The sequence below is a fragment of the Pseudarthrobacter sp. rb genome, from assembly GCF_056389225.1.
The window spans coordinates 13234-32850 of the sequence record NZ_JBWJAR010000029.1; the positions used below are offsets into that span (position 1 = coordinate 13234).

Below are 19617 nucleotides of genomic sequence, written 5' to 3' on the forward strand. Positions count from 1 at the left end.
GGGATGACTCTAGCGGGCAATGATGACGTCAAGCCTGCGCGGGCCATGGACGCCCTCCACGCGTTCGAGCTCGATGTCGCTGGTGGCACTCGGCCCGCTGATCATCGTGATGGGCCGGGTCCCGTCGATCCGGCCCAGCGCCTCAGGCAGGATCCCGGTGATATCGGCGGCCTTCACCACGCAGATATGGTGGTCCGGGACCAGGCTGATGGCGCGGCGGCCCTGGTTGGCGCTGCCGTCCAGGATGATGGTTCCCGTCTCGGCGACCGCCACGGCGCTGCCGGTCACCACGGCATCAATGCCATCGAGCTCGGCGACGCTGAGCGGTGCCGCCGGAGAGTCGACGCGGCGGCGGGACCCGCCGTCGTCGCCGGTTCCTGCCAGCCACCCGGCGTCGAACCCTTCGGGCACGACGAAACTGCGCGCCCCGTCAAGGAGCGACGCAATCCGTGCGGGCACCTCTGTTTCCGGAACCACCGCCACCTGCGCTTTGTAGTCCACCAGCCGGTCCACCAGGAGCTCGATCAGTGCGTCCGTGTCCAGTTCCGATGCTGCCCGGTATTCCCGCGGAATCTGCGGCGCCTGCGGGCTGTCCTGCAATGCTGCCCTGATCCGGGAGAGGATGTCTTCGCGTGCGGTCATTGCGGGGTTTCCTTCGTGTCTGGGGACGGCGTGCGGGACGGACCGGCTGCCGGTGTGCCAGGCGTGCCGGGAGCGCCGCCGGCGTTCCGGTGTTCTTTGGCCCACCAGTCCCGGAACGACTGCGCCGGCGGCGCCGGGATGTCGCGGCTTTGGGTCCAGCCGGCGGCGATGCCGGGCAGCTTGGTGATCTTCCTGTCCGGTCCCGCGGCCAGGCGGCCCAGCGGCAGCCCCTTCTCCACCAGGCCCAGGCGTTTGCCCGAGGACAAAGCCCAGGATGCGGCTTTCATGCCCACATCCATCTGGCTGGGGACCTTCTTCTTTCCGCGCTTGCTGTCCACATCCACGCTGCGCAGGTGCACCAGGATGTCTGGGATGTTGATTTTGACGGGGCAGGCATCGTAGCAGGCACCGCAGAGGGAGGAGGCGTACGGCAGGGAGTTGTTTTCCTCCGCCTCGATGCCGGTGAGCAGCGGGGAGAGAATCGCGCCGATGGGGCCCGGGTAGGTCGAGCCGTAGGCGTGGCCGCCCGTGCGCTCGTATACCGGGCAGACGTTCATGCAGGCGCTGCAGCGGATGCAGTGCAGGGCGGAGCGGCCCATTTCATCGGCGAGCGCGGCGCTGCGGCCGTTGTCCAGGAGCACCAGGTGCACGTTCTGCGGCCCGTCGCCCTCCGTTACTCCGGTCCACAGGGAGGTGTACGGGTTCATCCGCTCCCCGGTGGAAGAACGCGGGAGCAGCTGCATGAACACTTCCAGGTCCTGCCAGGTGGGCAGCAGCTTCTCGATGCCCATCACCGTGATCAGCGTTTCCGGAAGCGTGAGGCACATGCGGCCGTTGCCTTCGGATTCCACGACTGCCAGGGTGCCGGAGTCGGCAAGGGCGAAGTTGGCCCCGGACACGGCCACCTTCGCCGTGAGGAACTTCCGGCGCAGGTGCTCGCGGGCAGCCATGGCCAGGACGGAGGGATCGTCGGTCAGCGCAGGATCGGCACCGGGCATTTCGCGGAGGAAGATGTCCCGGATTTCGGTGCGGTTCTTGTGGATGGCGGGTACCAGGATGTGGCTGGGCTTGTCGTGGTCCAGCTGGACGATGAGCTCGGCGAGATCGGTTTCGAAGGCCCCGATGCCCTGCTCCTCGAGGTACTCATTGAGCCCGATTTCCTGGGTGGCCATGGACTTGATCTTGACCACTTCGGTTTCGCCGGTGTCCCGGACCAGCCCGGCCACGATTTCGTTGGCTTCCCCGGCGTCGCGGGCCCAGTGGATCACGCCGCCGCGTGCGGTGAAGTTCGTTTCGAACTCCTCCAGGAGCTCGGGCAGCCTGGCCATCACCGCCTGCTTGATGGCGGACCCCGCGTCGCGGAGCTCTTCCCAGTCGGGCAGTTCGGAGACCACGGCCTGGCGCTTGTCGCGGATGGTGTGGGTGGCATGGCCAAGGTTGGCGCGCAACTGCGCGTTGCCCAGTTCACGGTGCGCCGCCGTGGGGAAGGACTCCCCGGCGAACAGGTTGCCCGAGCCGAAGGCTGGCAGGGCCGGCATTCCCAGGAAGGTGGTCATCGCAGGGCCTTTCCGGTGGAGACGCGGACTTCGCCGGTGACGGACGCCGGTTCTTCCATGGTGCTGGCGAGGATTTCGGCCAGGTGGAGGGTGGTGGTGGAGCTGCCCTGGCGGGACAGTCCGCCGCCGATGTGCATCAGGCAGGAGGCGTCCCCGCCGGTGCAGAGCTGGGCCCCGGTGGACTCGATGTTGGCCGCCTTGTCCTGGAGCATGGCCGACGAGACATCGGCGTTCTTCACGGAAAACGTGCCGCCGAAGCCGCAGCACTGGTCCTGTTCGGGCAGCTCGGCAAGGTCGATTCCCTGCACGGTCCGCAGCAGTCGGGACTGCCTGTCCCCGAGCCGCAGCAGCCGCATCCCGTGGCAGCTGGGATGGTAGGTCACCCGGTGCGGGAAGTAGGAACCCAGTTGGGCCCCGGCGTCGGTCACGCCCAGCACGTCCACCAGCAGTTCGGACAGCTCGTAGGTTTTGGTGCCGACGGCGGTGGCGCGGGCTTCCAGGGCAGCGTCGCCGCAGGCGCGCGCCACCATGGGGTGCTGGTGCTTGACCGAGGCCACGCAGGACCCGGACGGGGCGACCGCGACGTCGTAGTCCGCGGTGTCGAATGCGGCCACGTGGTTGGCGACCACCGGGACGGCTTCTTTGAGGTAGCCGCTGTTGACGTGCATCTGGCCGCAGCAGGCCTGGCCGGAGGGGAACACTACTTCGTGCCCCAGCCGCTCCAGGATCCTGACGGTGGCCTTCGCCGTGGCCGGGTACATCGCGTCCACGATGCAGGTGGCGAACAAGGCAATTCTCATGACGGCCTTCCGGAGGGTGAGCGTATGGTCTGACCACAGTAGACCACGTGATGGCCGCCACTGACAAGCCCGCGTTTGGATGGTGAACCGGCTCACATTCCAGCCAAAAGTGGGCTACACTTCCGTGGTCGGACCATTGTGGTCTGACCAAAGCCATCCCCATCGCCCTCATCGTGGAGGAACTTCGTGGACCACTTCACCCCCAGCACAGACCCGGTGCTGAACAGCGTTGCCTGGTCGGCCATTGTCGGCCTGCTGCCGCTGCTGACCTTCTTTGTCCTTCTCGCCGTCGTCAGGACCAAAGCCCACGTGGCCGGGGCCTTCGCCCTGCTGGTGGCCCTGGCCGTGGGCATCCTGGCTTTCAAGATGCCCGCAGGCCTGGCGCTTCTGTCCGCCACCCAGGGCGGGGTCTTCGGCGCCTTCCCCGTGCTGTGGATCGTGGTCATGGCCGTCTGGCTCTACCAGGTCACGGTGCTGAGCGGCCGTTTTGAAGACCTCCGCCGGGTGTTCGATGTCATTGGCGGCGGCGACGTCCGCCTGCAGGGCGTCCTGATCGCGTTCTGCTTCGGCGGCCTGCTCGAGGCCCTTGCCGGCTTTGGTGCGCCGGTGGCCATCACCGCCACCATGCTGCTGGCCCTGGGCCTGCCCCCGCTCCGGGCCGCTGCTGCCGTGCTGGTGGCAAACACCGCCCCGGTCGCCTTTGGTGCCATGGCCATCCCGATCACCACCGCTGCGGGACTCACCGGCCTGCACGCCACGGACATTGGTGCCATGGTGGGCCGCCAGGCGCCGCTGCTGGCAACCTTCGTCCCGCTGATCCTGCTCTTCATCCTGGACGGACGCAAAGGTTTGAAAGACTGCTGGCCTGCCGCGCTGGTCATCGGATTCTCCTTCGCCGCAGCGCAGTTCCTCTGCTCGAACTTCTTCTCCTACGAACTCACCGACATCATGGCTTCGCTGGTGGGCCTGGGCGCGGCTGTGCTGTTCTTCCGCTTCTGGAAGCCCCGGGGCACCACAGCAGCGCGTGACCGGCTGGGCGTTGCGGCGGAGGCCGCTGCGGCCGGTACCACGCCGGTAGGCCAGGGTCCGCGAAGCGCCCGGTCCGGCAGCGTGGCCACCGTAGAGGCGGCCGGCGGCGAAAGCCTCACCCCGGCACGCACGTGGCTGGCACTGTTTCCCTACTTCCTGGTCATTGTGGTGTTCGGCATCGCCAAACTGTGGAAGCTCGGCGTCGACCTTCCGGCCGCCCTCGCCGCCACCGATGTCAAGGTTCCATGGCCTGTCCTGCACGACGCCCTGGTGAGCGCCGACGGCAAGCCGCTGTCCTCCACCGTCTACGTCTTTCAGTGGCTGTCCAGCCCGGGCACGCTCCTGCTGATCACGGGGTTGATCGTCGCAGCCGTCTACGCCCGCTTCGATGACGGCGGCCGCTTCCACATGACAGTAGGCAACGCCGTGGCCGAAATCGGACGGACCATCTTCAAGATGCGCTGGGCCGGCCTGACCATCATCACGGTGCTCGCCCTGGCCTACGTCATGAACAACTCGGGCCAGACGGTCTCGATCGGCGTCTGGCTGGCCGGCACCGGAAGCTTCTTCGCGTTCCTCTCCCCGGTGCTCGGCTGGCTGGGCACGGCAGTGACCGGTTCGGACACCTCCGCGAACGCACTGTTTGCCAAACTGCAGCAGACTGCCGGCCTGAATGCAGGCATCGACCCGAACCTGCTCGTGGCCGGCAATACGGCCGGCGGTGTGGTGGGCAAGCTCATCAGCCCGCAGAACCTCGCCATTGCCGCCACCGCCGTGAACCTTGACGGCCAGGAGTCTGTCCTTCTGCGTAAGGTAGTCGGATGGAGCGTGGGGTTGCTTCTGGTGCTGTGCACCATCGTCTACCTGCAATCCACCCCAGTCCTGGGCTGGATGCTCCCGTAGCCCTCCACCCGCGCACAACCGGGGTGCGGGCCCTCCCGGCCCGCACTCCCCCACTCCAGAGGATCGCCCGTGACACCCGCCGCAGCCGGAGCAGCCCCCCGACGTCGAACCCACGATGCGCTCCTGAAAGACATTGAAGCGGACCTGCGGGCCGGCAAAATCAAGGTCGGAGACCGGCTCCCGGGCGAACGGACCCTGGCGGAAAACTATGGAATATCCAGGGCGTCCGTACGCGAGGCCATCCGTATCCTCGACGCCATGGGCGTGGTCCGCAGCTCGGTAGGCTCCGGTCCCACCTCCGGTGCCATTGTGGTCTCCGATCCGTCCGCCGGGCTCTCCTCCGCCCTCCGGCTGCATGTTGCCAGCAACCGGCTGCCAGTCCAGGACATCGTCCAAACCCGTATCCTCCTGGAGACGTGGACTGCCCGCGCCGGTGCAGCGCGCGAAGGCGGCGACGCGGAGCGGAAACAGGCGGCCCAACTGCTGGAGGCCATGGACCAGCCCGAGCTGGACCGGGCAACCTTCCACGAGCTGGACGCCCGGTTCCATGTGGCGCTGAGTTCGCTTGCAGGCAACGAGGTCATGGCCACCATCATGGAGTCCCTCAGCGGCTCGATCGTGGGCTACGTCAAGGGAGCCATGGACGCGATGGAGGACTGGCCGGCGGTCCTGGCAGCACTGCGCACCCAACACCACGGAATCTTTGATGCCGTCCAGTCCCGTGACGGCGAACTCGCCGCACGCCTGCTGCGCGAACACATCGAATGGTTCTACCAGCGGGCCGGGGACGCCACCCCGCCCCACCCCATTACCTGATTTCTTGGAGCCACGCATGAGAACCACCGCAGGAGCCGAATCCCCCGTCCACCAGCTGGATCTGGATACCGTCAGCACGCGGGACCTGGACCGCCATGCCATGGCACACGACGCCTCGCACTACCTCCTGGTCCCGCAAGGGGTAGCCACCCCACGCAATGCCGCCGACGTGGGCGCCCTGCTCCGGCGCAGCCGGGAGCTTGGGCTTCCCGCCACCTTTCGTTCCGGTGGCACGAGCCTGTCCGGGCAGGCCCTGAGTGACAGCCTGCTGATCAACACCCGCCAGCATTTCCGCGGTGTTGAGGTGCTCGACGGCGGCGCCCGGGTCCGTGTCCAGCCCGGGGCCACGGTGCGCAGCGTCAACGCCAGGCTTGCCCCCTTTGGACGTAAGCTCGGCCCCGATCCCGCCAGCGAAATCGCCTGCACCGTGGGCGGTGTCATCGCCAACAACTCCTCAGGAATGGCGTGCGGCACTGAGCTCAACACCTACCGGACGCTGGAATCAATGGTGCTGGTGCTGCCCTCGGGCACGGTCATCGATACCGCCGACGCCGACGCAGACCGGCGGCTGCGCGAACTGGAACCGGAACTCCACGAGGGGCTCCTGAAGCTGCGCCGGCGGGTGGTGGGAAACGACGAGTCCGTCCGCATCATCAATTCCCTGTTCTCGATGAAGAACACCATGGGCTACGGCGTGAACTCCTTTCTGGATTACGAACGTCCCGTGGACATCCTGATGCACCTGATGATCGGCAGCGAGGGGACCCTCGGCTTCGTGGCGGAGGCTGTCTTCCGGACCGTCGAGGTCAAACCCGCCGTCGCCACCGGGCTGCTGGTCTTCAATACCCTCAAGGCGGCAATGGGAGCCCTGCCGGACCTGGTGTCCACCGGCCTTGCCACCATCGAACTCATGGACGCGGCAGCGTTGAAGGTGTCCCAGGCCGCCGCCGACGCCCCCGCCGCGATCCGTTCCCTGCCGGTCCAAGGACACGCCGCGCTGCTGGTGGAACACCAGGGCGCGGACGCCGCCGACCTGTCCGGCAAGCGGGCAGGCTCGCAGCAGCTGTTCGACTCGCTGGACCTTGCAACACCCTTCGCGCTGACCTCGGACCCGAAAGACCGGGCTGCCCTGTGGCACGTCCGCAAGGGCCTGTACACGGCCGTGGCCGGCGCCCGTCCCTCGGGAACCAACGCACTGCTGGAGGACATCGTTGTTCCGGTTCCCGCCCTTGCCGGCACCTGCGGCGAACTGACGCGGCTCTTCCACGAGCACCATTACAAGGAATCGGTGATCTTCGGGCACGCCAAGGACGGAAACGTCCACTTCATGCTCAACGAGCGCTTCGACGATCCGGACCAACTGCTGCGCTACCAGGACTTCACCGACGAGATGGTGGACCTGGTCCTCGGCGCGGGCGGTTCACTCAAAGCCGAGCACGGGACCGGCCGCATCATGGCCCCCTTCGTCCGCCGCCAGTACGGCGACGAGCTTTACACAGTCATGCAGGAGATCAAACGGCTGATCGACCCGCCCAACCTCCTGAACCCGGGTGTGCTGCTCGCCGACGAACCACTCTCCTACATCGAGAACCTGAAGGTGGCTCCCACCGTCGAGGAGGAAGTGGACCGCTGTGTCGAGTGCGGGTACTGCGAACCGGTTTGCCCCAGCAAGGACATCACGCTTACTCCGCGCCAACGCATCGTGCTCCGGCGCGACATTGCTGCCGCTGAGCAGCGCGGCGACCACGCCCTCGCCGCCAGCCTGCGCAAGGACTATGACTACGACGGTGTGCAGACCTGCGCCGCGGACGGCATGTGCGTCACTGCCTGCCCGGTGTTGATCAACACCGGAGACCTGGTGCGGCGGCTCCGCAAGGAAAATGCCAACACCGTCGCCGCGGCCGGCTGGAACAAGGCCGCCGAGAACTGGGGCGCCGTGACCGCCGGCGGCGGCCTGGCCCTGACTGTAGCCAAGGCCATGCCGGCGCCGCTGCCAAAGGCCGCCACCGCCGTCGGCCGTGCGCTGCTGGGACCGGAGACGGTGCCCGCCTACGCCGACGTGCTGCCGGGTGGCGGTTCCAGGCGCCGGGAACGCCGGGACCCAGGCAGCGTGGCGGTGTTCTTCCCGGCCTGCATCGGCACCATGTTCGGCCCTGCGGATGGCCCTGAAGGCAAGGGAAAGGGCTCGGCCCAGGCGTTCCTGGACCTCTGCGAACGTGCCGGAGTGGGCGTAACCGTCCCGGAAGGCATCGAGAGCCTGTGCTGCGGCACCCCGTGGAAATCCAAGGGCTTCTCCCAGGGCTATGACGCCATGACAGCCAAGGTCCTGGACCAGCTGTACGAGGCCAGCGGCCGCGGCAGGCTGCCCGTGGTGTGCGATGCCGCTTCCTGCACGGAAGGCCTGGACACCATGAAGCGTCTTGCCGGCGCGGACGGAGAACGGTATGCCGGACTGCGTTTTGTTGACTCGGTGGAGTTCGTCCACCAGCACGTCCTGGGCCAGCTCACGGTGACTGCTCCGCTGGGTTCCATGGCTCTGCACCCCACGTGCTCATCCACCCAGCTGGGAACCAACCCCGCGCTGCTCGAAATTGCCGGGGCCGTCACGGATGATGTGTTCGTGCCGCTCAACTGGGGCTGCTGCGCGTTCGCCGGCGACCGGGGCCTGCTCCATCCTGAACTCACCGACTCCGCGACCAACCGGCAGGCCGGCGAGATCAACGAACGGGAGTTCGACGCCTACGCCTCCACAAACCGCACCTGCGAGCTGGGAATGTCCAAGGCGACTGGCCACTCCTACCGCCACCTGCTGGAAATCCTCGAGGAGGCCACCAGGCCCTGAGGCATCCCCGCTAGACTTGGCCGGGCAAGGACGGATTGGGGGATCCAGGGCGGCACAGCCGCTTGTTCCGCTGGTCGGTCGCAGCCAGCGGACCCAAGGACCATCATGACCTTCTTCCAGGACTTTCCCGTCCATCCCCTGCCGCCCCGGCCGCGGGCAACCAGGCACGTCCCGCCGCCCTGGGTGGCCGCTCCCGCTTACGAAGTGCCGGCTGTTGTCCACCTCGGCAGGTTCGTGAGCCGGACGCCGGGGATGGTGGTGGCGGTCAAAGGCGCCGAAGTCTTCTCTACCGGGTGCCTGTTCAGTCTGTCCTGGCTCTTCCGCCGGACCGATCAATCCGATGGGGACTGGGACGATTTGCAGCCGCTGTTTTTCCAGCCTGGCAGGGGCTTTCGTGGGCGCAGCGAACGGCAGACCGGGCTGATGTTCGGCGTCGAATTCCCCGATGGTTCAAAGGCCAGCACCGGCAGCCAGGTACCCTACGGGTTGATGGAACCGGGCACCAACCCGGAACCCCCGGTCCTCGCCCTGAACGGCGGTGGTGGTGGCGGTGGCGATGAGGAGTTCTCCGGCAGCGGCACGCTCTGGCTGTGGCCGCTCCCGCCGGACGGGGACCTCCGGCTGGTTTGCCAGTGGACGGATTTCGGCCTGGCGGAAACGTCATTAATGCTCGACGGCGGGACGCTGCGGAGTGCCGCGGCGTCCGTTCAGCCGTACTGGCCGGAGGGGGAGCGCACTGATGGGTGACTTTACCGGGCTTGTCCTGTTTGTCCTCGTCGGGGCCGTCTTCTTCTACATCCTGTACGGCGTGATCCGCGCCGCGGTCCGCGATGGAATCCTGCAAGCCGACGAGCGGCGCGCGAGGCGCTCCGAACAGCTGAATTAGGCCTCCACCGCGGTGACGATGCTTCCGTACCCCTGCAGGAACATCCGCCGGCCCTGGCCTTCGTCGGTCCACACCCAGATAACGGAGTAATCCGATGTCACGGCGTCCACCACCCCGGTGCCGGAGACGGTTCCCTCGGCGAAGCGGACTCTGTCCCCCGCGGCGATCCGGGGATGCCTGGTCCGCTTCCTCCTGGGCTTGAGGGCGGTTTGCCCTGCCGTCGCAGGGTCTGACGTGCAGGTGCTGACGTGCTGGCGCATGGGATTCCTCTGGGCTCGCGGGCGGACGGTCAGCTCATTACGACCCTGCCCGCTGCTCCCAGGTCACGCGCTGGGCGTGGTGGGAAAAGACTAACGCGGCGGTGCCCATATGGGCACCGCCGCGTCCTTTCAAACCAAATGTGACTGGTTGATCCCGTCACCTGCTGGATGGTCAGTCCAGCGCCGCCACGGATCCCAGCGCGTCCCAGGCGAAGCTGGCCAGCCAGTGCGTGGACATGAAGTCGCCGCTCTCCAGCCCGTGGAGCCCGGCCTTCAGCAGCGGATCCAAGGCCTCGTTGAGCACAGCCGCCGCGGCGGAGGCCTCGGGCCTGGTGGATTCGCGGAGCGTGGCGATGATGCGTGCCACCTGTCCGGCGCGGGTCAGGTTGAGCCCGTGCAGATGCACCAGGTAGCCGTCGGTCTCATCTGTGACGCCCACCGGCTGCAGGATCCGCGACTCCACGGAAAGCTCCGGGAGGAACGCTGCGAACCAGGCGGCAAACTCATCAGCGGTCAGGACGCGGCGCATCAGGTCCGCCTCGCTCAGGCCGGCGGAGAGGAAGTCCTGGCCGCTGAGCTCCCAGTCGCCCGGCCAGCCGCGGTCATTCGCGAACCAGGTGCGGGCCGCTTCCTCGCAGGCCTTCGCCGCATCAGTACGGCCGAGCGAGCGGAAGGCATCCAGCATGTAGCCCACGCCGAATGCAGCATTCGTGTGCAGCCCGTGCCGCACCGGGTATTGGGCCTTGGCCATCCACGCCACGCTGAGCTCCGCCACGGCGTCCACCAGCGGATCCAGCGCGGTGCCCCATTCACGGAGCTGTGCATCGGAGGAGCCAGCACACGTGGCGGCCAGCCGCATCAGCCACGCCCACCCGTAGGGCCGCTCCCAGGAGGGGTTGGCTACCAGGTAGTCCCGTTCCACTGCCAGCTTGGCCGGCGTCAGGTTGGCGCCCAGTGCTTCCCGGAGCGACGCCCCGGTGGAGCTGTCCACCCAGGCTGCCGTGCCGCCGTCGGACGCTCCCGCCGGGGCAGCCCCTGCAGAAGGCGACCCGTGGGTGCCGCCCAACAGGCTGGCCCCCAGCCAGTGCATGTGCACGCAGGAGTGCCAGTCGAAGGAGGTGTAGAAGGCGGGGTGGATCTGCTCCGGAGTGGGCCGGTCGTCAGCGGACACCTGGGTGTGGTGGGCCGAGTGCGGGAAGGCCTCGGAAAGGTTGCCCAGCACCACGGCCGCATAATCCGGTGCCGCCTGTGCGCGAAGATCGTTGTCCATGGTGCTCCTTTGCGAAGGGGTTTAGTGGAAGGCCAGGAAGTACATCAGCGCGATGTTGACCGCCAGCAGCGGGATGGCCGTGCCCACCTGCGCCGTGATGACGCCGTACTTGTTCTTCATTTCCAGCAGCGCGGACGGCACCAGGTTGAAGTTGGCGGCCATGGGGGTGCAGAGCGTGCCGCAGAAGCCGGCCAGCATGCCGATGGCGAAGACGATGGCGGGGTCGCCGTGGAACGTCTGCACCAGCACCGGCCAGCCGATCGCCGCGGTCATGATGGGGAACGCCGCGAAGCCGTTGCCCATCAACACGGTGAACAGGAACATGCCGATGCAGTAGACCAGCACGCCGGCGATCAGGGAGCCCTTGGGCAGCAGGCCGGAGGCAAGGGTCCCCACGGCGACGCCCACGCCGGCCTTGGTGAACAGGATGCCCAGCGTGGTGAGCATCTGCGGCAGCAGCGCGGCCCACCCAATGGATTCCAGGATGCGGCGGCTTTCGAAGATGGGCGTGGCCGGGTTCTTGGGCTTGAGGATCAGGAGGGCGACGACGACGGCGGCCACGGCGCCGATGGCCAGGGCCACCAGCGTGGTGTTCTTGGGATCCAGCAATGGGGTGCCGCCGAAGTTCAGCACCGGCGCGGCGAGCACCAGGATGACCGTGACCAGCGGCAGCGTCAGGGCCGGGATGAAGAGTTTGTTGCCGAAGCGCTTGGCGTAGGCCTCCCGCTCCGGCCCGGTGGAGGTGCGGTGCTTGCCGTGGCCCAGCAGGCCGGTGGAGGCCAGGACCACCAGGACCAGGACGGCGATGCCCAGGATCCAGCCCGGCGCGGTGCCGGCCTGGACCCAGGTGCTGTAGAAGAAGCACAGGCCCAGGATGCCCCAGAAGGCGGAGCTTCCCCAGCGGCGCGGGTGATTGGCGTCGGCGGCGATCAGCGATGCCCAGGCGACGAACAGAATGCCGACCAGCCAGTAAACGGCTTCAACGTTGATCATTTGGCTTCTCCTGCGGTTTCCTTCTGGGCGGTGAGCTCAAACTCGCGGTATTCCTTGTCCAGCTGCTTGTCCAGGCGCAGGAGCCGGAAGCCGTGGATGAGGAACGCGGCGATGGCGGTGGGGATGGCCCAGAGGGCCAGCTGGAGCGGTTCCAGGTGGAGGTGGTACGTGGTGTCGACGAACGTGGTGATCAGCAGGATGGAGCCGACGGCCACGAACACGTCCTCGCCGAAGAACACGCCCACGTTGTCCGCGCCGGCGGAGTGGCCCTTGATCTTCTCGCTGATCTTTTCCGGCACGTGCCCGTAGCGCCGCAGCGCTGCACCCTCGGCCATGGGGAACACCAGCGGGCGGACGGTCTGGGCGTGGCCGCCGATGCTGGTCAGGCCCACGGCGGCGGTGATCTGGCGGACGGCCAGGTAGCCGATCAGGACGCGGCCGGCAGTCAGCTTGGCGAGCCGGCCAATGAGGATCTTGGCTTGCTCCTGCAGTCCGAAGAACTCGATGATGCCCACCACCGGCAGCACCGCCACGAAGATGGTGACAGAACGGCTGCTGGCGAAGCCGGTGCCGAACGAATCGAGGATCTGTGCGGGGTTCATCCCGCCCAGCAGTGCGGTGACGATGCCGGCGACGGTGACGACAATCAGGGGGTTCAGGCGGATGGCGAAGCCAACGATCACCAGCAGCACCCCGATGAGTACAAGCATGATTATCCCTTCCCAGGGGACCCGTGACGGGTCTGCGAAAGTGGGGGCCGGCGCGTCCGTGCCCGGTTGACTGGTTGGGCGGCGCCGAGGGGCGGGAGCCCCGGTTACGTCAGAGCTGCAGGATTTAGTGAGCTGCAGAACAACGGTGTGATCCACAGCATACCGTTTTGTTCAACAATCCTGCAACCCCTCCCTTGGAAGGGCCTGGGTCAGCGTTCGACGGCGGCGAGCAGCTGCGCTTCGGCGCGGTCCAGGTAGGCGGACAGGAAGTCCGCTGCCGCGGCCCGGTCTCCGGCTTCCATGAGCTCCACGATCCTGGCGTTGTCCTCCACGTACGGCTCATGGAATGCGGGGTTGGCGGCCATGGAGTGGAACACCAGGCGCATTTCGGCCAGGACCTGGCCCATGAGGCTGTTGAGCCGCTCACTGCCGGCACGGTCTACGAGGGCACGGTGGAAGTCCTGGTTGGCGCCCGCCATGCCGGGAATGTCCCCCTCCACGGCGGCAGCCCTCGCTGCCTTGATGATCGCGGCCAGGGGCTCCATGGACGTTTCTCCGGACCACAGCACCGCCGCAGGTTCCAGGAAGCGGCGGACGCGGTAGATCTCGCGGATGTCATCCGCCGTCGGGTGGGCGACGAAGACGCCCCGGTTGGGGATGCGGGTGACGATGTGCTCGGCGTGGAGCGCGGTGAACGCCTCCCGCAGGGTGTTGCGTGACACGCCAAGGGCCTCGCGGAGGGCTTCCTCCGCGAGCTTGGAACCGGGCTTGAGCTTGCCGGCCGCGATGCGGCTGCGGAGCTGGGCGGCCACCCAAAGCCCGGTCTCGGAGTGCTTTGTGGTCCTGGCCTGGGCCTGGAGATCGGCCAGCACCTCGTCAAACGTCATGGCACCACGATATCGGCCCGCGGCCGCACCAAAGGCTTGCTGCCACTCGGGACCCGCTCATCCAGTCGCCGGCATCACCCGATGCTGGTGAGCACCTGGCCGGGCGCGACGGGGTCCCCTGCCGCTGCGAACTGCTCACCCAGCGTGCCGGCCCGGTGGGCGGCGACGGCGGTCTCCATCTTCATGGCTTCGAGCACCAGGACCGTTTCCCCTTCCTCGACCGAGGCTCCGGGCTGGGCCAGCCACTTGACCACTGTGCCGGCCATGGTGGCCAGCAGGTCGCCGTCGTTCTGCTCCGACTCTTCCTCCGCCTTCTGCTGCGGGCCGTCCGCACCGTCCCGGCCGGCTGCACCACGTCGGCCGCCGCCGTCCAGCAGTGAATCCAGCAGCGCCTTGGGCAGCCCCAGCTCCATCCGTTTGCCGTCCACCTCGATGCCGATGGTCCTGCGGGGCTCCTCCGGGGCGGCGGGGCTGAAGGCAGGGTCTGCCTCCAGGGATGCGGCGAACCCGCTCTCGATCCAGGTGGTGTAAATGTCCAGCCCGTCGGTGCGGGTGAAGTCCGGGGCCTCCACCACGGCCCGGTGGAACGGCAGCACGGTGGCCAGGCCGCCGATGCGGAACTCGCGCAGGGCGCGGCGGGCGCGGCGGAGGGCCTGCTGCCGGTCCGCGCCGGTGACCACCAGTTTGGCGAGCAGGGAGTCGAACTGCCCTGGCACCACGGAACCGGCGCGGACACCGGTATCCACGCGGATGCCGGGCCCGGTGGGCACCTCGAACTCGGTGACGGCGCCCGGGGACGGCAGGAAGCCGCGGCCCGGGTCCTCGGCGTTGATCCGGAACTCGAACGCGTGGCCGCGCGGTTCCGGGTCCTCCAGGATGGGAAGTTCCTCCCCCGCCGCGATGGCCAGCTGGGCTGCCACCAGGTCCACGCCCGAGGTCTCCTCCGTGATGGGGTGCTCCACCTGCAGCCGGGTGTTCACCTCCAGGAAGCTCAGGAAGCCGCTGCCGTCCAGCAGGTACTCCACCGTGCCGGCGCCCACGTAGCCGGCTTCGCGGCAGATTGCCTTGGCCGAAGCGTGGATCGCCGCCCGCTGGTCGGGGGTGAGGAAGGGTGCGGGGGCCTCTTCCACGAGTTTCTGGTGGCGGCGCTGCAGCGAGCAGTCGCGGGTGCCCACCACCACTACGTTGCCGTGCGTGTCAGCGATGACCTGGGCTTCGACGTGGCGGGGCCGGTCAAGGAATTTCTCCACGTAGCATTCGCTGCGGCCGAAGGCGGCGAGGGATTCGCGGACGGCGGAGTCGAAGCTCTCCTCGATGTCGGCCTGGTTCCGGACCACCTTCAGGCCGCGGCCGCCGCCGCCAAAGGCGGCCTTAATGGCGACGGGGAGTCCCACTTGCTCGGCGAACGCCCGGACCTCGGCGGCGCTGGCCACCGGGCCGTCGCTGCCCGGGGCCAGCGGAGCGCCGGCGCGGACGGCCACTTCGCGGGCGCTGACCTTGTCGCCCAGGAGCCGGATGGTTTCCGGGGACGGGCCGATCCAGGTCAGGCCGGCGTCGATGACTGCCTGGGCGAAGCCGGCGTTTTCGGACAGGAAGCCGTAGCCGGGGTGGACGGCGTCGGCGCCGCTTTTCGCTGCGATGGCGAGGATCTTCTCGATGTCCAGGTAAGTGTCCTGGGGCCTGGAACCGGGCAGCGCGTACGCCTCGGTGGCGGCGGAGACGTGCAGTGCATCGGCGTCGGGATCGGCGTAGACGGCCACGCTTTCCAGGCCTGCATCGTCGCAGGCCCGGGCGATCCGGACGGCAATCTCGCCTCGGTTGGCAATGAGGACTTTACGCATGGGGGCTTTCCTTAGGTGTTTCGGGCAGTTCTGCCGGGAGCATGGCGGCGAACCGCACGGTGGTGCCGGGGGGAAGTTGGGCGGCTTTGTCCAGGTCTGCGTGGACGACGACGGCAATCACCGGATACCCGCCGGTCACCGGGTGGTCGGAGAGGAACAGGACGGGCTGGCCTTCCGGGGGTACCTGCACGGCGCCGCGGACGGTTCCCTCGCTGGCCAGTTCACCGTCCCGGTTTCGGGTGAGCGCGTGGCCGTTCAGCCGCAGGCCGATCCGGTTCGACTGCGGTGTGACGGTCCACTCCTGTTTGAGGAAGTCCTGCAGGGTTTCGTCGCTGAACCAGTCCTGCCGGGGCCCGGGGACCACCCGCAGCACGGTGGCTTCGTCCCGGTCCGGGAGGGGCGAGACCTCGGGGTGGCCCACGATGCTCCCGGGTGCGGGAGTCCGCACGGGCAGGATGGTGCCCGCCTGAAGCGGTTCGGGGCCGATGCCGGACATGGTGTCCGTGGAACGGCTGCCCAGGGCTTCGGGTCCGCCGAGTCCGCCGCGGACACCCACGTAGGAGCGGAGGCCTGCGGCGGGGGTGCCGACGGTCAGCCGCTCCCCTGCCAGGAGGGCAAAGGGGGTGTCGCACGCCGGGTGGCGTACCGCCGTCGTCCGCTGTTCTGCTTCGATGGCCACCTGCTCTTCCGCAGTCCGCGGCTCTTCCGGGGGCGTGATCTCCAACGGAACGGCTGCGCCGGTGACGGCAAGGACTTGGTCGCTGAGGGCAACGAGTTCGAGTCCGCCGAAGAGGAGTTCGATTCCGGCGTCGCCTTCGCTGTTGCCCACCAGGCGGTTGGCGCGGCGGAGTGCTCCGCGGTCCATGGCGCCGGCGCTGCTGACGCCCAGCGACGCGTAGCCCGGGCGGCCCAGGTCCTGGATGGTGGACTGCAGTCCGGGCTTGCGGACGGCGAGGCCTTCGGTGGCTTGTTCTTCTTTTGAAGCCGCGCCGGTACCGGACTGTTGGTGGTGGGTCACAGTCGCCTGGGCACGGATGGCGTTGAACCGGACGGTGTCCCCGGGCCGGACCAGCGCGGGACCCTCCCGGCCCAGGTCCCACATGGCAGCATCGGTCCGGCCGATCAGTTGCCAGCCGCCCGGGGACTGCCGGGGGTAGACGGCCGAGTAGGCGCCGCCCAGGGCAACAGCTCCGGCGGGGACGGCGGTGCGCGGCGAGCGGCGGCGGGGAACCTCCAGGCTGGAGTCCTGCCCGGTGAGGTAGGCGAAGCCCGGAGCGAAGCCCGCGAACGCCGCCGTCCACAGCTGGCCGGTGTGCACTGCAACTACTCCCCCGCGGTCCAGCCCGGTGAGGGCCGCCACCTCATCCAGGTCCTCGCCGTCGTACACCACGTCGATGGTGACCAGCGTGCTCGCGGTTTCCGCGGGCACCTCGAGGTCCAGGCTGCGGACGTGCGCGGCCAGTGCCTGCGCTGCCTGCGGCGAATCCGCCGTAATGAGGACCGTGCAGGCGGCAGCGATGACGTCCACCTGGCCCGGCTGCGGATGTGCGGTGAGCTGCGCCTGGAGGCTGAGGACAGCGTCCAGGGACGGCAACTCCACCAGGATGGCCCTGTCCCCTGCGGGGCGGATCCCGGTCAGGGCCGCGTGGGCGGCCGCGTAGGCTGCGTGCTGCTGCGCGGTCATGGCTAGGCGAAGCTCTGGATCCGGATGCCGGCTTCCACCAGTGCGGCGCGGACGGCAGCGGCCATCGCCACGGACCCGGGAGTGTCACCGTGCAGGCAGATGCTCTCCGCCTTGACGGGGACCAGGGAGCCGTCGATGGCACGGACCACGCCGTCGGTGGCCAGGCGCAGGACATGCTCGACGACGTCCGCCACCTCGTGCAGCACGGCGCCGGGTTCGCGCCGGGAGACCAGGGTGCCGTCGGGGTTGTAGGCCCGGTCAGCGAACGCCTCGGCCACGGTCCGCAGTCCGGCAGCTTCGGCCTGGCGCTGGATCTCGGAGTTCGGGAGCACCATGAGGGGCAGCGTGGGGTCCACGGCGAGGATCGCTGCGACCACAGCGCCGGCCTGCTTGGGGTGGTTCACGATGGTGTTGTAGAGGGCGCCGTGGGGCTTGACGTAGCGGACGGCTGTTCCGGCTGCGAGGGCTACTGCCTGGACGGCGCCGATCTGGTAGACGACGTCAGCGGTCAGCTCTTCCGGGATCATGTCCACGAAGCGGCGGCCGAATCCGGCCAGGTCCCGGTAGCCGGGGTGTGCGCCGACAGTGACGCCGGCCTTTACGGCAGCCTGGCAGGTGGCCATGATGCCCACGGGATCACCCGCGTGGAAGCCGCACGCAACGTTGGCACTGGATACACTCTCGAAAATGGCGGCGTCATCGCCGAAGGACCAGTTCCCAAAGGACTCGCCGACGTCGCTGTTCAGGTCGATGCTGGGCATTGTGATCTCCGTCTCGGATTGGTGTCCTTCAAGAATGCCCTAAAAATCCAGATTGTTCAACAATCCGAGAGAGGTGCCTGCTTCAAAATTACGCAAGGCGTCGTGGAGCATCTGGTGGCCTTGTCTTTCGAACTCGTGATCGCCAACCTTGTATGCCCAAGCGGCCGTGGCAACGGCTTCGCGCAGCTGCATGACCTTCCAGAGCTCACCGTCCCTGGGATCTGAACCGTAGCCCGCAAAGAAGGCTGGCTCCAGCTGCGGATCTTCGCGCCACTGCTGCGCGGCAAGACGACAGAAATCGCTGGCAGCCGGTCTGAACGCAAACCTGCCAAAGTCGATGACCCTGACCTCGTTGCCGTCGACGAGCCAGTTGCGCGGCTGCCAGTCACCGTGGGTCGGGACAACATCGACTGGCTTCGTCTCATAGGTGCCGAGTATGGCCCGCGCCTTTTCTGCGGCAGAGTCCTCGATGCGGTGGGGTTCTCCGAGCCATGCGAGGGCCTTGGCAGTGGCGGCCTCCTCATAGGCCGGGTCACTGCGCACGTTTTGGTTGTGAAAAGCGCGAAGGAGGGCACCGGCTTTGAACGTACGTCTCCGTCGCATATTCTGCTTCGCTGCCTTCTACCAGGTTGCCTTCCAGATACTCCGTGACCAGGATGTTAGTGTTACCGTCCCCGTGCACGAGACTGGGCGCACGGTGCTGACGGGCCAAGACTTGAACCGCGGAATGATGGGCATCCATTTCACGGCCTATGTGGTGGTTGGCAGGACTGCCGGCTTTGACGATGTATCTGCGCTGCCCGCTTTCCACCTCAAGAACCGCGGTGTCGATGAGGTCCCAGGAAAGATCACTCACCAAACGGACCCCCGGAAGCCAGGTTTCCACGAGCCCAGCCTGCCGCGCGCTCAGCCGGTTGCTGTGCCAGGATTCCATTCCGGCAGACTACCCGGTCCGGGCCGCACCCAACTCTAGACTTGCTGCGTGGCTGATATTGAGGACCAGGTCCGCCGGGCCTACGCCGGGCGTGCTGCCGAGTACACCCGTCTCCTAGGCGATATCGCGGATATGGATGAGCGTGACCGCGACCGCATTAGCGGGTGGGCTCTGCAGATTGACGGACCAGTGATCGACGCAGGATGTGGTCCGGGGCATTGGACAGATTTTCTGCATCAGCGCGGTGTCGATATTTGCGGCGTTGATCTCGTTCCAGAATTCATTGAAATGGCCCGTTCCCGCTTCCCCGCTGTTCCCTTTCGGACTTCTTCGTTCCACACCCTTGCTCTGCAGGACGAAAGCCTCAGTGGAGTGCTCGCCTGGTATTCATTGATCCATCTCCAACCAACAGAGCTGCCCACAGCTCTCGCCGAGTTCCGGCGCGTTCTAAGACCGGACGGGCGCCTTCTTGTCGGTTTCTTCGAAGGGCCGGCTGCGGAGCCGTTTCAACATGCCGTCACCGAGGCCTTTTACTGGTCCGTGCCGCGGATGCGCGTGTTGTTGGAGAACGCCGGTTTCAAGGTCCTCGACACTGAAATGCGCAGGGACGAGGGTGGGCGGCGGCCCCATGCTGCCATGACAGCGACTGCCCTTTAAGGGTCCTCTGGTAATTCCGGTTAAATGTGGGAGGCCCCAACCGTGTGTGGTTGGGGCCTCGACCTTGAATGATGTTCCGGCGGTGACCTACTCTCCCACACCCTCCCGGGTGCAGTACCATCGGCGCTGTGGGTCTTAGCTTCCGG

General features: G+C 67.5%; 19 protein-coding genes and 1 rRNA gene. 6 read left to right on the forward strand and 14 right to left on the reverse strand.

The genetic code is table 11. The features are described 5' to 3' along the window. Positions 1-9: 9 nt before the first annotated feature. Genes ACWRN3_RS21810 through ACWRN3_RS21820 form a run of 3 tightly spaced genes read right to left on the reverse strand, consistent with a single transcriptional unit; the run spans position 10 to position 2998 of the window. Entirely contained in the window at positions 10-642 is a 633-nt protein-coding gene (locus ACWRN3_RS21810) for a LutC/YkgG family protein (RefSeq protein ID WP_476741899.1), read from the reverse strand. Then, positions 639-2198 carry a LutB/LldF family L-lactate oxidation iron-sulfur protein gene (locus ACWRN3_RS21815; protein WP_476741900.1) on the reverse strand — a complete coding sequence of 520 codons (1560 nt, stop codon included), beginning with the start codon at positions 2196-2198 and terminating at the stop codon, positions 639-641. The genes ACWRN3_RS21810 and ACWRN3_RS21815 overlap by 4 nt, the downstream gene beginning before the upstream one ends. Next, entirely contained in the window at positions 2195-2998 is an 804-nt protein-coding gene (locus ACWRN3_RS21820) for a (Fe-S)-binding protein (protein WP_476741901.1), read from the reverse strand. Before ACWRN3_RS21820 ends, ACWRN3_RS21815 begins: the two co-directional genes overlap by 4 nt. A 186-nt stretch (positions 2999-3184) precedes the next feature. On the opposite strand from ACWRN3_RS21820, the gene ACWRN3_RS21825 reads away from it, so the two are divergent. From ACWRN3_RS21825 to ACWRN3_RS21845, 5 genes are all read left to right on the forward strand, one after another. After that, on the forward strand, positions 3185-4930 hold the full coding sequence (locus ACWRN3_RS21825) for an L-lactate permease (protein ID WP_476741902.1): 1746 nt from the start codon (positions 3185-3187) through the stop codon (positions 4928-4930). Between the two features lie 69 nt (positions 4931-4999). Beyond that, positions 5000-5746 (forward strand): FadR/GntR family transcriptional regulator, encoded by a 747-nt coding sequence (locus ACWRN3_RS21830; protein ID WP_159632741.1) that lies wholly within the window; start codon positions 5000-5002, stop codon positions 5744-5746. A 16-nt stretch (positions 5747-5762) separates the two neighbouring features. Beyond that, positions 5763-8588: an FAD-binding and (Fe-S)-binding domain-containing protein gene (locus ACWRN3_RS21835; RefSeq protein ID WP_476741903.1), complete on the forward strand. Its 2826-nt coding sequence runs from the start codon at positions 5763-5765 to the stop codon at positions 8586-8588. Between the two features lie 105 nt (positions 8589-8693). Then, positions 8694-9335 (forward strand): hypothetical protein, encoded by a 642-nt coding sequence (locus tag ACWRN3_RS21840; RefSeq protein ID WP_476741904.1) that lies wholly within the window; start codon positions 8694-8696, stop codon positions 9333-9335. Then, positions 9328-9474, forward strand: coding sequence for a hypothetical protein (locus tag ACWRN3_RS21845; RefSeq protein WP_307429961.1), 147 nt, complete (start codon positions 9328-9330; stop codon positions 9472-9474). The genes ACWRN3_RS21840 and ACWRN3_RS21845 overlap by 8 nt, the downstream gene beginning before the upstream one ends. On the opposite strand, the gene ACWRN3_RS21850 is transcribed toward ACWRN3_RS21845, so the two are convergent. The 10 genes from ACWRN3_RS21850 to ACWRN3_RS21895 form a co-directional block, all read right to left on the reverse strand. After that, positions 9471-9734: a hypothetical protein gene (locus ACWRN3_RS21850; protein WP_255174645.1), complete on the reverse strand. Its 264-nt coding sequence runs from the start codon at positions 9732-9734 to the stop codon at positions 9471-9473. The genes ACWRN3_RS21845 and ACWRN3_RS21850 overlap by 4 nt on opposite strands. 172 nt (positions 9735-9906) lie before the next feature. Continuing rightward, on the reverse strand, positions 9907-11004 hold the full coding sequence (locus tag ACWRN3_RS21855) for a DUF2891 family protein (protein WP_476741905.1): 1098 nt from the start codon (positions 11002-11004) through the stop codon (positions 9907-9909). Between the two features lie 21 nt (positions 11005-11025). Continuing rightward, complete coding sequence (locus ACWRN3_RS21860; RefSeq protein ID WP_324644351.1) at positions 11026-11997, reverse strand: DUF979 domain-containing protein; 972 nt, start codon at positions 11995-11997, stop codon at positions 11026-11028. Next, positions 11994-12707, reverse strand: coding sequence for a DUF969 domain-containing protein (locus ACWRN3_RS21865; protein WP_141157917.1), 714 nt, complete (start codon positions 12705-12707; stop codon positions 11994-11996). The genes ACWRN3_RS21860 and ACWRN3_RS21865 overlap by 4 nt, the downstream gene beginning before the upstream one ends. A 209-nt stretch (positions 12708-12916) precedes the next feature. Continuing rightward, positions 12917-13594 carry a GntR family transcriptional regulator gene (locus tag ACWRN3_RS21870; protein WP_476741906.1) on the reverse strand — a complete coding sequence of 226 codons (678 nt, stop codon included), beginning with the start codon at positions 13592-13594 and terminating at the stop codon, positions 12917-12919. A 74-nt stretch (positions 13595-13668) separates the two neighbouring features. Further along, positions 13669-15435: an acetyl/propionyl/methylcrotonyl-CoA carboxylase subunit alpha gene (locus tag ACWRN3_RS21875; RefSeq protein WP_476741907.1), complete on the reverse strand. Its 1767-nt coding sequence runs from the start codon at positions 15433-15435 to the stop codon at positions 13669-13671. Then, positions 15428-17119, reverse strand: coding sequence for a 5-oxoprolinase subunit B/C family protein (locus ACWRN3_RS21880; RefSeq protein WP_476741908.1), 1692 nt, complete (start codon positions 17117-17119; stop codon positions 15428-15430). Before ACWRN3_RS21880 ends, ACWRN3_RS21875 begins: the two co-directional genes overlap by 8 nt. A 2-nt stretch (positions 17120-17121) precedes the next feature. Then, on the reverse strand, positions 17122-17880 hold the full coding sequence (locus tag ACWRN3_RS21885; protein ID WP_476741909.1) for a LamB/YcsF family protein: 759 nt from the start codon (positions 17878-17880) through the stop codon (positions 17122-17124). Between the two features lie 39 nt (positions 17881-17919). Further along, complete coding sequence (locus ACWRN3_RS21890; RefSeq protein WP_476741910.1) at positions 17920-18423, reverse strand: phosphotransferase family protein; 504 nt, start codon at positions 18421-18423, stop codon at positions 17920-17922. After that, complete coding sequence (locus ACWRN3_RS21895) at positions 18413-18814, reverse strand: protein kinase family protein (RefSeq protein WP_476741911.1); 402 nt, start codon at positions 18812-18814, stop codon at positions 18413-18415. The genes ACWRN3_RS21890 and ACWRN3_RS21895 overlap by 11 nt, the downstream gene beginning before the upstream one ends. A gap of 48 nt (positions 18815-18862) precedes the next feature. Here ACWRN3_RS21895 and ACWRN3_RS21900 point away from each other — a divergent pair, with 48 nt between their 5' ends. Then, the gene (locus tag ACWRN3_RS21900; protein WP_476741912.1) at positions 18863-19471 is read left to right on the forward strand and encodes a class I SAM-dependent methyltransferase; all 609 of its coding nucleotides are present in this window, start codon (positions 18863-18865) and stop codon (positions 19469-19471) included. 74 nt (positions 19472-19545) lie between these two features. Here the strand turns inward: ACWRN3_RS21900 and rrf are convergent. Further along, a 5S ribosomal RNA gene (rrf, locus tag ACWRN3_RS21905) occupies positions 19546-19617 on the reverse strand; the annotation flags it as partial.